Below are 15,686 nucleotides of genomic sequence, written 5' to 3' on the forward strand. Positions count from 1 at the left end.
GCCCTGGCCGGTCGTCACCGGACGCCCGCCAGCGGTGGCGTCGCCAACCGAAGGCGGGGTTGTCAGTGCCATCCGAGTCTGTCACCGAGGCTGAGGTCGTCGGCACCGGTGGACGTGGCGGGCCGGGGGCGTCGGCCGAGGAGGATGTGCTGGTCGCCGTGCGCGGGGGGACGCTGCGAGGCCGGCGGGCGGCCGGGCTCACGGTCCTGCGCGGCGTCCGGTACGCGACCGCCGAGCGTTTCGGCACTCCCCAGCCCGAGCAGCCCTGGCCCGGGATCCGCGATGCCCGTGAACACGGCGATGTCAGCCCGCAGCCGCCGACCCGATCGGTGGCGGCAGCCGGCTGGTCCGAGGTGGGCGTGCAGTCGGAGGACTGCCTGAACCTGACCATCGTGACTCCGGCGGCCGACCGGGCCCGACGGCCGGTGGTGGTCTGGCTGCACGGTGGGTCGTACCGGTCCGGCGCCGGCTCCTGGGACCGGTACCGGACGGACCGGCTGGCCCGCGAGGGCAACGTGGTCGTGGTCAGCGTCACCTACCGGCTCGGAGCCCTGGGCTACCTGCGCGCGCCCGGGATCTCCCCGGGCAACCTGGGCCTGCTGGACCAGATCGAGGCACTGCGCTGGGTCCGCGAGAACGCCGCGGACCTGGGCGGTGACCCGGAGAACGTCACCGTGGTCGGGCAGTCGTCGGGCGCCCACTCGGTCACCTGCCTGCTGGGCGTGGAGCAGGCCCGCCCGTTGTTCCGCCGGGTGGTGTTGCAGAGCCCGCCGCTCGGTCTCGGGCTGGGCAGCGAGGTCGCGGCCGCGCGGGTGGCGCAGCGCTTCCTCGCCCGGCTCGGCGGCGACCCGCTGCGGGCGTCGCTGGCGGAGGTGGTCGAGGCTCAGCAACTGGCCGCGCGGGACGTCGCCGGGCGCGGGTTCGGCTTCGCCCCGGCGTACGGGCCGGTGCCCGGTGTGCACCCCCTGCCCGACGTACCCGGGTGGCGGGCCGCCTGGCGATCGGGCGCACAGGACCTGGAGGTGGTGCTCGGCACCACCCACCGGGAGATCGCGTACTTCCTGGCCGACGGGCCGATCTCCCGACGGGTGCCGCTGGTCGGGCGGGCCGTCGAGAACGGCGTCATCGACATGGCCACCCGGACCGTCTTCAGCCGGCCCACCCTGCGGTTCGGCCGGCAGTTGGCCCGTGCCGGCGCCCGGGTCTTCGCGTACCGGATCGACGGGCCGACGTCGACCTCGCCGTACCGGGCCTGCCACTGCAGCGATCTTCCCCTGCTCTTCGGCGACGAGGCCGACTGGGCGCAGGCACCGATGCTGCACGGGCAGACCTGGGCCGAGGTGGCCGAGCGCGGCGCGGCGGTGCGCTCGGCCTGGCTGTCGTTCGCCACCAACGGCGCGCAGGCGTTGACCGCGCAGGGCTGGGCGCCGTACGACGGCCGGGGCGGCCAGATCCGGCACTTCGGCTAGCGGGCGGGCCGCCGCCTCAACGGCCGCACGCGTAGCCCTGCATGCCGCGCGGGTTCGCCCCGGCGGCGAGCACTCCCGTGCCCGGGTCACGGGTCACCGCACACAGCCGGCCGAGGCTCCACGCGTCGGATAGCCGCACCTCGTGCCCGTACGCCCGCAGGGCCGCCCGCGTGTCCTCGTCGAACCGGTCCTCCACCACCAGGACACCGGGCTCCATCTCGCGCGGGTAGAACGAGCCCGGCAGGCTGAGGGTGTGCCAGGCGGGCGCGTCGATGGCCTCCTGCAGCGGTTGGCCGCCGACGAGATGCCGGAGCAGGAACGGCACCTGCCACTGGTCCTGCTGGTCGCCGCCGGGGGTGCCGCACGCCAGCACCGGTTCCCCGTCGCGGTGCACCATCGTCGGGCTCAACGTCGTACGCGGTCGGCGACCCGGGGCCAGCGACGAGGCGAGACCCTCCTGCAGCCAGAACATCTGTAGCCGACTGCCCAGCGGGAAGCCCAGCTCCCCGATCGTGGGCGAACTCTGCAACCAGCCGCCACTCGGGGTAGCGGAGATCATGTTTCCCCAGCGGTCGACCACGTCCACATGGCAGGTGTCACCGCGCGTCACCCCGTCCGACTGTACCGTCGGCTCCCCCGTGGTGGGGTCGCCCGGGTCGGCTCGACGACCGGCGCCGGGGTGGACGTGCGCCGCGAGGCGGGGCTCGATCCCGTCCGGGCGCCCGGGTCGCAGCTCCGTCGACGCTCGGGCACCGATCAGGGCCGCGCGCTCGCGCGCGTACTCCCGGGAGAGCAGCGCCTTGGCGGGCACGTCGGCGTCGTCGCCGTACCACGCCTCCCGGTCGGCGAAGGCCAGCTTGAGCGCCTCGACCTGGGCGTGGATGCCGGTCGCGCTCGCCGTGTCGTACGCGCCGGTGTCGTCGAGCGCGTCGAGGACGGCCAACGTCTGCAGCAGCAGCGGGCCCTGGCCCCAGAAGCCGGTCTTCGCCACCGAGTAGCCCTGCCAGTCGAGGGTGACCGGTTCCTCCCAGGTCGCCGAGTAGGCGGCCAGGTCGGCACCGGTGACGAGCCCGGCGTGGGGACGGCCGCTGGAGTCCTGGTAGGGCTGCCGGCTGAACCGGTCGACGGCCTCGGCGACGAAGCCCGTACCCCAGGCCCGCCGCGCGGCCTCGATCTGTGCCTCGCGGTCGGCGCCGGCCGCCTGCCCGGCCTCGACCAGCCGTCGCAGAGTCCGCGCGTAGGCCGGGTTGGTGACCATCTCCCCGGCGGCCGGTGGGCGGCCGTTGCGCAGCCAGAGCTGGGCGGAGGTGGGCCAGTGCTCCTCGAAGAGCGACCGTACGGCCGCCACCGTGTCGCCGGCCCTGCCGATCAGCGGGTGGCCGGCGCCGGCGTAGCCGATCGCCGGCTCCAGCACCTCGGCGAGGGAGAGCGTGCCGTGGTCGCGCAGCAGCAGGAGCCAGGCGTCCACGGCGCCGGGCACGGCCGCCGCGAGCGGGCCGGCGCCCGGGATGAGGTCCATCCCGAGGGACCGGAAGTGCGCGATCGTGGCACCGGCCGGTGCCGGCCCCTGCCCGCACAGCACCTTCGGGGTCGGGTCCTGGGCCGTCGCCACGATGGCCGGGACCTCGCCGCCCGGCCCGTTGAGGTGCGGTTCGACGACGTGCAGCACGAACCCGGCCGTGACCGCCGCGTCGAAGGCGTTCCCACCGCGTTCGAGGATCCCCATCGCCGACTGGCTGGCGAGCCAGTGCGTCGAGGACACCATGCCGAAGGTCCCCTGCAGTGTCGGTCTGGTGGTGAACGTCATGACAACACCTCACTCGTGTCCGCGCCGGCTGCCGTACGCCCGGCCGACCGTCACGCAAGCAGCCGTGCGACGCGGGGTCAAGTGCGGGCAGCGTGGGTGAACCCGACGCAGGGTCAGCCGGCGGTCCGCGGCTTTGACCGTGTCGAGCCGCCCCGGACCAGGCTGAGCAGCACCACCAGCGCGAGCACCGCCACCACGGCGCTGAAGACCTCGCCGGCGGGGCGCAGGCCGATCACCTGGATGAGCAGGCCGACCCCGACCACCGGTAGGCCGAGCATGGCGAAGAGGATGGCGAAGAAGGTCGACACCGCCTCGGCGCGGCGCTCCGGAGCGGCCTTCGTCGTGATCGTCGCGATGCCGTCGCCCACCGCCACCCCGGCCGCGAGGCCGGTGATGGCCGCGCCGACCATCAACGTCGCGAGCATCGCCATCCACATGCTGTACGCGAGCAGGCCGGCCGACACGATGAGCCCGGCGCAGGCACAGGCCAGTGCGGTACGGGAGGACAGGACGCGGGTCAGCAGCTGGCCGAAGGCGGCGCCGGCGAAGGCCAGGAAGACCACCAGCCCGGCCAGGATGTGTGAGGTCTCGTGCAGGACCATGCCCAGGAACAGCCCGCTGACCGCCGTGAGCACACCGAGGGCGGCGAAACCCGCGCCGGCGGTGATCGCGGCGCGGATGAAGGCGCCGCGGATGTTCGGCGGTACGTGGAAGCGCTGAAGGCGCAGGGTCAGCGGGGAGCGCTGCGCCAGCGTCTCCGGAACCCTCCACATCATGATGATCGCGACCACCGCGAGGACCAGCACCACGATCCACGGCAGCCGGAGCGGGTCGGGTGCCACGTCCGCGACGACCCCGGCCAGCAGGGTGCCGGTGGCGAGACCACCCAGGTTGGCGAAGATCGCCACGGTGGCGGCGCGCTTGGGATGCCGTGGGTTGATCAGTTCCGCCAGCGCCGCGGTCGCCGCTCCGATGATCAGTGCGGCGGAGAGACCGGCGATCACCCGGCCGACGACGATCATCGCCAGGTCCACGGCGGCCAGGAACACGGCGTCGGCGGCGACGGAGAGGACCAGCGCGACGATGATGACCGGCCGGCGGCCGATCTGGTCCGAGAGCCGACCGAAGACCAGCAACCCGACGACGACGCCGAGGGCGTACACCGCGTAGACCAGGGTCACGGTCAGCGACGAGAAGCCGAACTCGCGCTCGTAGAGCGGGTAGAGCGGGGTCGGAACGGTGGTTCCCACCAGCGTGATCCAGAACGCGAAGGCGACCCGCGCCGCGGCCGACGGCGACCTGTCCCCAGCGGCGCGGCTGTCGTTGGACATGATCAGTCCCTCCGGGCTCGGACCCTGCTGCGGGTCGACACCACCGATACCCTCCCGTCGCGGCTCCTGTCCCCGTGCAGCATGAGCCGCACCTCGGCCCCGAGGTGCGGTAATGGCCCGAAACGCCCTCGTCGGGTGGTGCGGAGTGCACGCCCGTCGAGGTCGGCCGTGTGGCGGGCCTGGCGGTTGGTCGCCGACACCGGCATCCCGGCTCGGCGACCAACCGCCGGACTCACGCCGACCTAGGACGACACGTGCGCCACACCGGGCCGGCCGCTCTGCACGTAGACGCTGGCCCGCGTCGCGATCGGGGCGCCGGGCACGTTGACGTACGGCACCACGCGGTAGTCGGTGTGCATCTCGTGCCGGCCGAGGTGCACGACCTGGTATCCGCGCTGCGAGTTGTGGAACTTCATGTGCGGGTTCTCGGCGAGCCAGGTCACGCCGAGCGCGTCCATGTCCTGCCCGTTGCCGCCCGAGCTGATCGCGGTTCCGAGGAACTCGGTGCCGATCGTGCGCGAGGCCGGGTTGGCGAAGTCGAGCTTCAGGTCGGCGGCGACGCTGCGGTGCGCGTCACCGGTGATGACGAGGAAGTTGTCGACGTTGCGCCGCGCCAGGCCGTCGAAGAGCCGCTGACGCGCGGCGGCGTACCCGTCCCAGGTGTCCATGCCGAACGTCTCGGTCGGGCCGTCGGTGTGGTCGGCCTCCATGGCGAAGACCTGGTTGCCGAGCACGTTCCACCGGGCACGCGACGCGCCGAGGCCGGCCAACAGCCAGGCCTCCTGCTTGGCGCCGAGCATCTGCCGGTTCGGGTCCCACCGCAGCGACGGGTCGGTGAGCTGCTGGTCCCGGAACCGCCGGGTGTCGAGCACGTCGAGCTGGAGCAGGTCGCCGAACGTCAGGCGACGGTAGACCTGCATCTCCGGACCCTTGGGCATCGACGACCTGCGCAGCGGCAGGTTCTCGTAGTACGCCTGGTAGGCGGCGGCCCGGCGGAGCCGGAACACGGCCGGGTCCTGGTCCGGCTCGGTGTCCGGCTGCGAGTGGTCACCGGCCCAGTTGTTCTCCACGTCGTGGTCGTCCGGCGCGACCACCCAGGGCGCGGCCCGGTGCGCCGCCTGCAACGCCGGGTCGAGCTTGTACTGGGAGTACCGGATCCGGTAGTCCGTGAGCGAGAACGCCTCCGTGGCCGGCAGGTGTGGACGGCCGATCGTGCCGGCGCCGCCGCCCTCGTAGATGTAGTCGCCGAGGTGGACCACCAGGTCCAGGTCCTCGCGGGCCATGTGCTCGTACGCGGTGAAGAAGCCGTCGGTGTAGGCCTGGCAGCTTGCGAACGCGAAGGTCATCGACGACAGCGCCGCACCGAGCCGCGGTGCCGTACGGGTGCGGCCCACCGGGCTGACCTGGCCGGCGACGCGGAACCGGTACCAGTAGACGCGGTCCGGCCGAAGACCGTGCACCTCGGCGTGCACCGAGTGCGCCCACTCGGTCGTGGCACGCTCCACGCCGCGACGCACGACCCGGTGGAACTTCTCGTCCTCGGCCACCTCCCACTGCACGTGGACGGCACGGTCGGGCATACCCGCGAACCCGTCGACGGCGAGCGGGTCCGGTGCCAGGCGGGTCCAGAGCACGACGCCGTCCGGCGTCGGATCGCCGGACGCGACACCGAGTTGGAACGCGTAGCCCGGCAGGGTGACGTGGTCGTTCGTGCCGCCGGAGCTCGCCGAGGCGGGCTCGGCCGCGAGGATCGCCGCACCCGCGGCGACCCCGCCAAGTGCGAGGAAGTGACGACGCGGCAGCGTCAGGGGGGACTTCGACATGAAGTGATGCCTTCCGGAAACCAGGCAGTGTTGCCCTTGCTTCCTTGATCACAACTGTCCGACATGACACCTGCCGGAACGCGCCATGAACAGGCCCACTCGTGACGGTGGCGGTGCCCGTCGCGGTGGGAGACGACCGTCGGGGCCGTCTCCCACCGCGAACTCCTAGTTGTACGCCTGGGCCGTCACCCGGACGTGCCGGCTCAGGTGTGGCCGTGCCGGCCAGGAGATCGTCACCTGACGCGTCTCTCCCGGCAGCAGCCAGAAGTAGTTGTCGTCGTACCGGGCCGGCAGGACCCGCTCCCCGTGCTCGTCCTTCACCGCCAGCCGGACCAGCGCGGCGACTGCGCGACCCTGGTTACGTACCGTCGTGGTGACAGTGGACCGGTCGTCGATGACGCGTACGACGCTGGTCGACGTCGACAGTCGAGCCGCCGGCAGGTCGTTGAGTGCCCGCATCTGCTCGGCCTTGTCGTACCGCCAGTAGGTGTTCTCCGCGAGCAGCCGGTCGCGGCTGTCGCGCAGCTCCAGCCGGACCAGGTGCAGCCCGCCACCCTCCGGCGCGGCGAGCGCGAAGACCGCCGACGTCGCCGAGCGGCCGACGTCCACGCGCTGACGCTGGGGCGTGCCCAGCGTCCGGCCGTTCAGGTCGTAGCGTCGGGCCGTGACGGTGACGCCGCGCAGCGCCGTGGCGGTGTGGTTGACCACCCGGACCTGCCAGGTGCCGGGGTCGGCCTGCACGTGCACCGGCTGGCAGCCCTTGCGGGCGCCGTAGTAGGCACCGTTCACGTCGAGGTCGTAGTCGTAGGTCTGCCAGACCGTGCTGTGCCACGCGGGGTGCGACATCCACAGCAGCAGGCCGGTGGCGTCCTGCCACAGGTTGGCGTTCCACGCCTCGAACATGGCGCGGTGGCTCTCGTAGTTGACGAACTGCGCCCGCGCCGCGAACTCGTCGAGCGAGCCGGACTCGCCGAGCCGTGCGTCGATCGCGGCCTGGTAGGTGCCGACACGCTGGTTACCGATGGTCGACCAGTCGTGGTAGTTCCACACCTCGCCGATCGGCCACTCCGGCGCGTCGCCGACCAGGTTGCGCATGCTCTCGACGACCGGGATCACCGGCATGCCGATCTCGGTGTGGAAGCCGAACGCGCCGGTGTCGTACGTGTTCCGGTTGTTGTACGTCGCCGGGTCCACCCAGTGGTACGGGCCGTGGCCGCTCACGATGCCGCCGGCGGAGTTGGGGATGTAGAGGATCTCCGGGTCCTCGGTGGCGGCCGCGTGCTTGAGCCCGGCGTCGACGATCGGCGGCGGGTCGCCCTCGTTGGCGCCGCACCAGACCACGATGCTCGGGTGGTGGCGGAACCGGCGGATGGTGTCCGCCGCGATGTCCACGTACCCGGGCGGGTTGGGCAGGAACTGGCCGGCCTGCCAGAAGTCGTTCCACACCAGGATGCCCTGCTCGTCGCAGGCCTGGTAGAGCTCCTCACGATTGCTGCTGCCGAGCCAGTTGCGGATCATCGTGAAGTTCATGTCGCGGTGCATCTCGACCGTGTCGGCCAGCCGGTCGGGCAGCACCCGGCGCAGCAGCTCGTCCCAGCCCCAGTTGCCGCCCCGGGCGAACACCGGCACACCGTTCACGCTGATCTTGAGCTGGACGACGGCGTTGCTGACCGACTTCACGTCGGTCCACCGCTGCCCGTCGTCCGAGATCTGGATGACGAAGTCCCGGGCGTACGCCTGCTCCCAGACGATGGTGACCTCATCGAAGCTGACCGGCCCACCGAGGTCGACCTGGATCCACTGGTTGTCCTCGTACTTCGAGGACCACCGGGTACGCGGGTTGCCGTCGACGGCCCGGTCCGGGCCGTTCGAGTCGCCGTCGGCGGACGACGCGGTGGCGGTGGCGTGCAGAGCCAGGTCGACGCCCGGCTCGGCCTGCCGTCCCACCGAGAGCGTCCACATCGACACGCCCCACGAGGTCACCCGAGCGCCGTTCTGGATGCGCAGGTGCCGGGCGGTCTGGGTCGGGAAGGTCTCGACCTGCGTCGCGCGGCTGCCGAGCGGGGTCTCGTTGCTGACCGACTTCACGTCGGTCCACGTGTCGCCGTCGGCCGAGACCTGGACGCGGTAGTCGAGCGCGTACGCCTGCTCCCAGAGGATCGTCACCCGGTCGAAGTCGACCGCCGCGCCGAGGTCGACCTGGATCCACTGGTCGTCCTCGGCGGCCGAGGCCCAACGGGTCTTCGCGTCGCCGTCAACGACCTTGTCGGCCACGTTGGTGTCGTTCTCCGCCGACGACGCCGTCGCGTCCCGATGCAGAGCGAGGTCCGGGCCGGTGCCGTCGGCCACCGCCAGCGAGAACATCGAGATGCCCCACCCGGTGGCCCGGCGGCCAGCCTGGATGCGCACGTGCCGGGCATGCTGCCGGTCGAACGTGACGGTCTGGGTCGCGGCGCCGTCGACGAACTCCAGCGGCGACGCCGGGGCCGGCGAGATCACGATCGGCTGGTGCCAGTCGTAGCCGAACTCGCGGATGCCGAAGCGGAGCTGCCGTCGGTCACTGACCGAGCGGCGGACGGTGGCGGTGAGCTTCAGGTCGTACAGGTGGGGTTCGCCGTAGCCGTTCGGCCACCAGAGGCGGGGGTTGGCCAGCCGCAGCGTGCGGAACCGCTCCGGGGCGAAGGTGACCGTGGTGTTGCCGCCCGCCGGCACGGTCACCGTCGACTCGACGCGTACCTTGTCGAACTCGGCCCGCACGGTGACCGTGGTGGCGGTGTCCGCCGCGTTGCGCACCGGCACCTTGATGGTGACCTCGGCGGTGCCGGTGCCCGGCAGGTCCGGCAGCGTGGTCACGACGTGCGGGTCGCCGATGACCACGGCGCCGGTGCTGCGCAGCCGCACGTGGTCCCAGAGGCCGGAGACCCGGTCCCGGACGGCGGGCATCCAGTCCCATCCGGACACCGCCAGGTAGGTCGGCGCGTCGAGGTAGTGGTGGGCCGACTGGAGGAACGTACGGCCGTCGGTGCCCTTGTCACCGGGGGTGCCCGGATGCGGCATCGGGGTGACCCGGACGGCGAGGACGTGCTCGCCGCGATGCCCGGCCAGGGCGTCGGTGATGTCGAAGGCCGCACGGGCGAACGGGTGCGCGACGCTGCCGACCTGCACTCCGTTGACCCAGGCCGTCGCCTCGTGGTTGATGCCGTCGAACTCGAGCCAGATCCGGCGACCGGCCGAGGTGTCCAGGTCGCGCGGCAGCCGCAGCGCCCGCCGGTACCACCACGTGTGCCGGGACAGCGCCTCCGGGATGCGCATGTTGTTGAAGCCGGAGACGGGGTCGGGCAGGTGCCCCTGGTCGACCAGGGTCCCCAGCACCGTGCCGGGTACGGTCGCCGGCAGCCAGGACCGCACGTCGACTCCGCTGGTGGAGAGCTCCGCGCCGTCGGCGGTGCCCGCGAAGTCGTCCATCGTCAACGACCAGCCGGACTCCAGCGGCACCGTGCCGTCGGCGGCAACGGTCAGCTCCGGCGCCGGCCCGGTGTTGCCGCCGTCCCAGCTGGTCCAGCCCTCGGCGGCCGGCCGCTTGCCCAGCGGGGTGCCGTAGACCTGGAAGCCGTTGAGGCCGACCGGGTTGCCGTTCGAGCGCTTGGTGGCCGTCATGCGGATCCACCGCGCGGTGACCGGCTCGGGCAGCTTGATGGCCTGGACGCCGCCCTGCCCCTCGGTGGTCTCGTACACCGACCGCCACTCCCGGCCGTCGGTGGAGGCCTCGATCCGGTACGCCGTCGCGGCGCTGGAGAGGATCTCGTCGCCGTCGGTGTCGGTGTAGTTGCCGTCGAACGGCCCGTCGGCGAGCGTGGCCTCGAAGACCAGGGTGACCGCCTCGATGTGGCACGGCGCCTGCAGGTCGACCGAGATCCACTGCGGATCGCCGGTGGCGGCCCGCCACCCACTGCCCCGCACGCCGACCTGCGGCAGACCGTCCACGGCGAACGTGCCGGGGGTCGGCGCGTAGTCCGTCGAGGAGACCGCCACCGGGCGGTACCGGGCGAGGTCGGTGGGGGGCGGCGGGGTTGCGGGCGCGGCGGCGACGGCGGCGTCCGGTAGGACCGCGGTCACCCCGACCGACGCGAGCAGCGTGGCTCCGGCGGAGAGGAACGTACGCCGGGACATGGGCGATAGCTCGGGCATCTTGCCTCCAGACACGACAACGTTGTCAGATAGTCCTCCGTGACAACGTTGTCAGATCGTGGCCGTATGTTTCGCGAGAGTCAAGACCTCATGTCACGCGTGATTCCACAAACATCGGGCCGGGCTCGATCCGATCAGCCGAAGGTCAGCCGACGGTCGCCGTCCGTCGTGCGCCCGGCGGCCACAGGATGGTGGTCGAGATGTGGCGCTGCCGTGCCCGGTCGACAGTGCGGTCGGTGGCCGCCTCATGGCAACCGGGCTCTCCGTCCCAGACGGCCACCAGTCGGTGCACCCGGTGCAGCAGTTCCCGGTTCGCGGCCACGTAGGCGGGCGTGCCGGAGTGCTGACATCCGGTGTGGACAACCTCGGCCGCCTGGCCGAGCAACTCGTCGAAGGCGGCCCGACCGGCCGGGGGAATCGCCTGGTCACGGTAGTCGGGAGCGGGCAGGATCACCTCGTACGCGCCGCCGGTGGCCAGCACCGCCCGCGCGAAGATCTGGTCGGCTCCGGCGGCCAGGCAGGTGACACCGCGGACCGGCCGCTCGCTGATCCGTCGCAGCTCGGCACGGAGCGCGTCATAGACGAGCCGCTCGGTGGCGGGGGTCAGGTTGGTGTGCCCGGTGATCCCCACCCGGACCGGCGGCGGGTGCAACATCATCAGCCGATCCTCTCCCCCGGCGCGTCGCCCGGCGCACGCGGGGACCCGTCCGGGCCGCCGGTCTGTCTCGGCGGCACCGGTGGGCCGGTGCGGTCGGCGGGCTCGTCGGGGTCGGTGGCCAGCCGGATCATCTCGAACCCCACGTCGGACAGCACCTGCGGCAGAGCCCGGATCTCGTCCCGGTTCGTCTCCTGGACGTCCGGCGACAGCTCGTCCCACGGCCGCAGCGCGGGGTGCCGGCGGCGGACGTCGTCCCGCACCTCGCCGTACACCCAGCCGTCCCCCCGCCGTTCCTGGCACCACCGTTCGTGCTCCAACCGAGCGAGTTCGTCGATCCGGTCGTCGATGGCACGGCCGGCACCGGTGTCCGGGGCACCCTCGGTGGGGCCGTGCCGGGGTGCCACCACGCAGCCGAGGCTCAGCAGCTTGGCCGCGATGTCCTGGACGTGCGCGCGGTTGGCCCGGCGCAGCGACTCGGGAAGCCAGGCCCAGTCCACCATGGCGGGTGCGGCGCCCGGGCGCACCCCGGCACGGACCTGCGACTGGAGGTACTTCTCGTGGATCTGCCGGGCCAGCCGCTCGGTGAGGTCCTCGGCGATCAACTCGGCGTCGCAGGCCCGGGTCAGCACCGGATACAACTGGAGGCGGCCGTGCACCTCGTCGAGCAGGTCGTGCCGCCGGTCGCCATGGAAAGCGGCGGCGAGGGCCGCCTGCCGATACACGGGTACGAACACGCTGCTCTCGGCCTGCTGCCAGAGCGCCGGGGTGTCCAGCGCCAGCTGGAGCCCGTTGCGCTCGTCCGGCGCGCAGACGTAGAGCCGGTCGTACCCGTCACGCAGCACCCCCGAGTCGGCCAGGCCCTCAAGGTCCAGGTCGTACGGCCGCACCTGGCAGGCCGTACGCAGGAAGGGATGGCGGGCGGCCGCGAGCGCCAGCTCAGCGCTGGCGTCCGGCGCGACCAGAGCGACGTGCAGGGGTGGCACCGGCTGCCCGGGCGCCGCTTGCGCCTGACGTAGCTGCCAGTGCCGCGCGGTGGCCACGAGCGCGGCGCGACGGAAGGTGCCCCGACCAGCGATGAGAACGCGGACCGGTCTGCCCGTGGTCCAGGGCAGGGGGTGGTACCGGTGCAGGGCCCGGGCCGCGACGTCGTCGACGTGGAAGTAGTCCAGGCGCAGCCGACTGGACCCGGCGGCACCCAGCCGTCGGGCCTGCAGGGCCAGGCACAGCTCGGGGTCGTGGACCTGCACGTAGACCCGGGCCGGTTGGCGCCGGTCCTGGATCAGCCGGCTCGCCGCGTTGGCGATCGCGTGGTTACGGTCGTCGTCGTCAGAGCAGGCATAGACCGTGTGCGCCTGCGGCAGTCCGGCCCCACGCAACACCTCCGAGCTGGTCGGATCGCCGATGACCCCGAGGTAGCGGCGTCGGCGGTACTCCAGTGGTCCGAACGGCTCGGCGCGTACCACGACCACCCGCTCACCCTCGGTGAAGAGCCGGTCGGCGAGCATGTGGGCGAACTGGGAGTCGCCGCAGACCACGGCGTGCCCCCGGGCCCGGCGGGCGCGCAGCCGCCGGATCTCGGCGGCGAGCAGAAGCCGGCCGGCCTCCACCACCGCGAGCAGGGTGAACAGCGGGGCGGCGAACCGGGCGACCTGCAACTGCCACGGGTACGGCCCGGGTTCCTGCAGCGGCTCGGCGCCGAGTACGAAGAGCTGGAGGTCGTAGTAGAGCACGTCGTACAGGTCGTGGCCGGTCCCAGGCCGGGCCAGCAGCAGCCGCTCGAATCCGAGGAAGCCGAGCACCAGCGCGAGCAGTCCGATCGCCGCGAAGACCACCCGCAGGGACCGCCCGGCCGGGCGGTACGCACCAGGGACCGGACCCGTCATCGATCAACTCCCTCGTCCGCGGGACCGCCGTCGCACCAGTGTGGCCGCCCGGTGGCCCGACGCCCACCGTCCGCGCCGCGACAGGCCGACACGGTCCCCGGGAACGGGCCAGACCGGGCCATCCTGCATCGTATTCGACGCAGTCGATCCGACCGGACCAGTGGCACCCGTCTGATCGGCCCTTTTCGCAGGTGAAACGCCACCGCCCGCTGGGCGGGACCGGTCCCCTCCGCTGGCCACCGAGGGTTACGATTCAAAGACGGGCCGGAGGGGGCGCACGAGTGAGTCGGCCTCGGGTCGGCCACCGCACACCTGGCGCCCAGGCCGGAGCTACCGGAGGATCAGGGAGATGGACGCAATCGGAGGTCCACCGGCGGCAGACCCGGTCAATCCCTTCTCGCCGACCGCCGTGGCCCGGGTGACCGAGCAGGGCACGGGCGGGAGCACCGTCGTCACCGCCGCCATCCGGGACGCGACCGACCATCTCGACGACTACCTGCGTACCGGCGATGGTGCCGTCGTCGCCGTCGTCGGTGACTACGGCACCGGCAAGACCCACCTCGCCGTCGAGCTGTTGGCCCATGCCCGGCGGGTCACCGGAGCCGCCGGCCGGGCGACCTACCTGGACGCACCGGGCGACACCTTCCTGTCCCTGCACCGGCGGTTCCTCACCCAACTGTCCCGCGAGGCGGTACGCGACCTGCTGGTCCGATACCGAACGGCCCCGGAGGCCCCCGCCTCGGCGGACTCCACGGACCGGCTCGTCCTGCGGCTGCGCGAGGAGCTCTCGGAGGTCACCACCGATCCGGCCTTCGGCACCGCGTTGGCGCTGCTACTCGATCCGGCGACCGAGGCGGCCGCCTGGGACTGGTTGTCGGGCAACCCGCCGGGGCCGACGCTGATCGCCGCTGGCGTCGCCCCCAGCGCGGACGTGGAGGCCACCGCCGTCGAGGCGATGGGGGTGCTGGCGCTGCTGTACGGCCGGCGGCACGAGCGTTTCGTCCTGGTCCTCGACGAGCTGGACAAGATCCTCACCGCGGGCGGGCGGCCCGGGCAGGAGACGATGGCCCGCCTGCAACGGCTGCTCGGGGTGTTCACCTCGGCCGGGGCCTTCCTGGTGATCGCCGGGCTGCCCGACATGCTCCACCTGCTGAGCACCGAGGTACGGCAGCGGATCGGGCCGATCGTGCGGATGTCCGCGCTGAGCGGTGAGGACGTCCGCACCTTCATCAGACAGACCCAGCTGCGAGCGTTCGGCGCGGCGCGGCTCGCGCCGTTCACCGTGGAGACCACCGAATACCTGGCCAACCTGGCCGACGGGGTGCCGAGGCGGGTGGTCCGACTCTGCTACCACCTCTTCCAGCGCGCCGCCCAGGCGGGTACGCCGGTCACCCACGTCATGGTCCGCGAGGTGGTCCGGGTCCAGTTCGACCTGGCCAGTCGTCAGGACGTCGCCGCCGACGTGCGGCGGGTCCTCACCCAGGACGGCTGGTCGTACCAGCGAGATCATCTGGTCGGGTCGATGCGTGACCTGCCGGTGGATTTCTGGATACCGCTGGAGGAACGCAACGCCGGCTGCTGCGTGCTGCTCACCGAGTCGGTCCTCAAGTCCGAGGAGGTCGACGAGCTGAATCGGCGCGTCGTCGCGATCCGGGCGGCGGTCCCGGACAGCGAGGTGATCCTCGTCGTGGTCGGTCACCTGCCCGCGGAGTTCGCCGCGGAACTCGCCGGCACGTTCAGCGTCGAACCGATCGTCCACGAGCCGCAGTCGTTCGCCGAGGACCTCTCCGGCAGCGTGAAGGCCTCGATGCGCCGGCTGGAGCAGGCGATCGGCGCGGACGCGCTCACCTCGGTACGGCAGCGGGTCGAGCGGATCCACCGGCAGCAGAGCAACACCCAGCGCACCATCGAGCAACTGTCCTATCAGCTCGACGAGATCCGCGGCGACCTACGCCAGGATTTGGCCGGTTCCGCGGGGCGGCTCACCGTCACGCCGGGGCGGCAGCACGCGCCACCGGAGGCGCTGTCCCCGCTGCCGGGGCGGGTGGCCCGGGTGTTCGTCGAGGCCATCGCCGCACTCGACCAGCTCACCGGTTTCGAGCGCCGGCTGCGGGACGCGTTCGCTCCACGCCGCGCGACGACCGTCGGGCCCACCGACGGCGGGCAGGCGCTGCGGTTGCTGCTGCGCTCCCGCGACGTGCAGCGGGCGGTCGGCACGTCGGTGGTCCTCCGCCGGTTGATCGAGTCGTTTCGAAACGGGGTCGAGCAGTGGTACGACGGCCACCGCGCCAACCCCCAGTCGACGGATCTGGAGCGGTTGGATCTGCTCTGCGAGACCTACGACGGGATCGCGGAATACCTGCCGCTGTTCCAGTTGGACACTCTGAGCGGGCTGGCCGCTCCCGGCGCGGGCGGCGAGGACGGGGTCGATTCGGCCGAACGGTCGCGTACGTGGTCCGAGGCGCGCTCGGTCTTCGACGGGCTGGGTGGGCGGGTCCGCCAACTACTGCTGGCCGGCTGAGCGTCG

8 protein-coding genes are annotated in these 15,686 nt (G+C 72.4%); 2 read left to right on the top strand and 6 right to left on the bottom strand.

Annotation, left to right across the window (positions count from 1 at the left end; all coding sequences use genetic code 11):
* Nucleotides 1-65 precede the first annotated feature (65 nt).
* Nucleotides 66-1,469 carry a carboxylesterase family protein gene (locus ACFQGL_RS11415; RefSeq protein WP_377509675.1) on the top strand — a complete coding sequence of 468 codons (1,404 nt, stop codon included), beginning with the start codon at nt 66-68 and terminating at the stop codon, nt 1,467-1,469.
* A gap of 16 nt (nt 1,470-1,485) precedes the next feature.
* On the opposite strand, the gene ACFQGL_RS11420 is transcribed toward ACFQGL_RS11415, so the two are convergent.
* The 6 genes from ACFQGL_RS11420 to ACFQGL_RS11445 form a co-directional block, all read right to left on the bottom strand.
* Nucleotides 1,486-3,276: a gamma-glutamyltransferase family protein gene (locus tag ACFQGL_RS11420; RefSeq protein ID WP_377509678.1), complete on the bottom strand. Its 1,791-nt coding sequence runs from the start codon at nt 3,274-3,276 to the stop codon at nt 1,486-1,488.
* 113 nt (nt 3,277-3,389) lie between these two features.
* Entirely contained in the window at nt 3,390-4,607 is a 1,218-nt protein-coding gene (locus tag ACFQGL_RS11425) for an MFS transporter (protein ID WP_377509681.1), read from the bottom strand.
* A gap of 242 nt (nt 4,608-4,849) precedes the next feature.
* Complete coding sequence (locus ACFQGL_RS11430; protein ID WP_377509684.1) at nt 4,850-6,430, bottom strand: alkaline phosphatase D family protein; 1,581 nt, start codon at nt 6,428-6,430, stop codon at nt 4,850-4,852.
* Between the two features lie 165 nt (nt 6,431-6,595).
* Nucleotides 6,596-10,618: a discoidin domain-containing protein gene (locus ACFQGL_RS11435; RefSeq protein ID WP_377509687.1), complete on the bottom strand. Its 4,023-nt coding sequence runs from the start codon at nt 10,616-10,618 to the stop codon at nt 6,596-6,598.
* Between the two features lie 145 nt (nt 10,619-10,763).
* Entirely contained in the window at nt 10,764-11,276 is a 513-nt protein-coding gene (locus ACFQGL_RS11440) for a hypothetical protein (protein ID WP_377509690.1), read from the bottom strand.
* Entirely contained in the window at nt 11,276-13,159 is a 1,884-nt protein-coding gene (locus tag ACFQGL_RS11445) for a RyR domain-containing protein (RefSeq protein WP_377509693.1), read from the bottom strand. Before ACFQGL_RS11445 ends, ACFQGL_RS11440 begins: the two co-directional genes overlap by 1 nt.
* Nucleotides 13,160-13,508: 349 nt before the next feature.
* Between ACFQGL_RS11445 and ACFQGL_RS11450 the strand changes: the two genes are divergently transcribed.
* Nucleotides 13,509-15,680: an AAA family ATPase gene (locus ACFQGL_RS11450; RefSeq protein WP_377509696.1), complete on the top strand. Its 2,172-nt coding sequence runs from the start codon at nt 13,509-13,511 to the stop codon at nt 15,678-15,680.
* The last annotated feature ends 6 nt before the right edge of the window (nt 15,681-15,686 follow it).

Source organism: Micromonospora vulcania, assembly GCF_042658605.1.
Taxonomy (GTDB): Bacteria; Actinomycetota; Actinomycetes; order Mycobacteriales; family Micromonosporaceae; genus Micromonospora; species Micromonospora vulcania.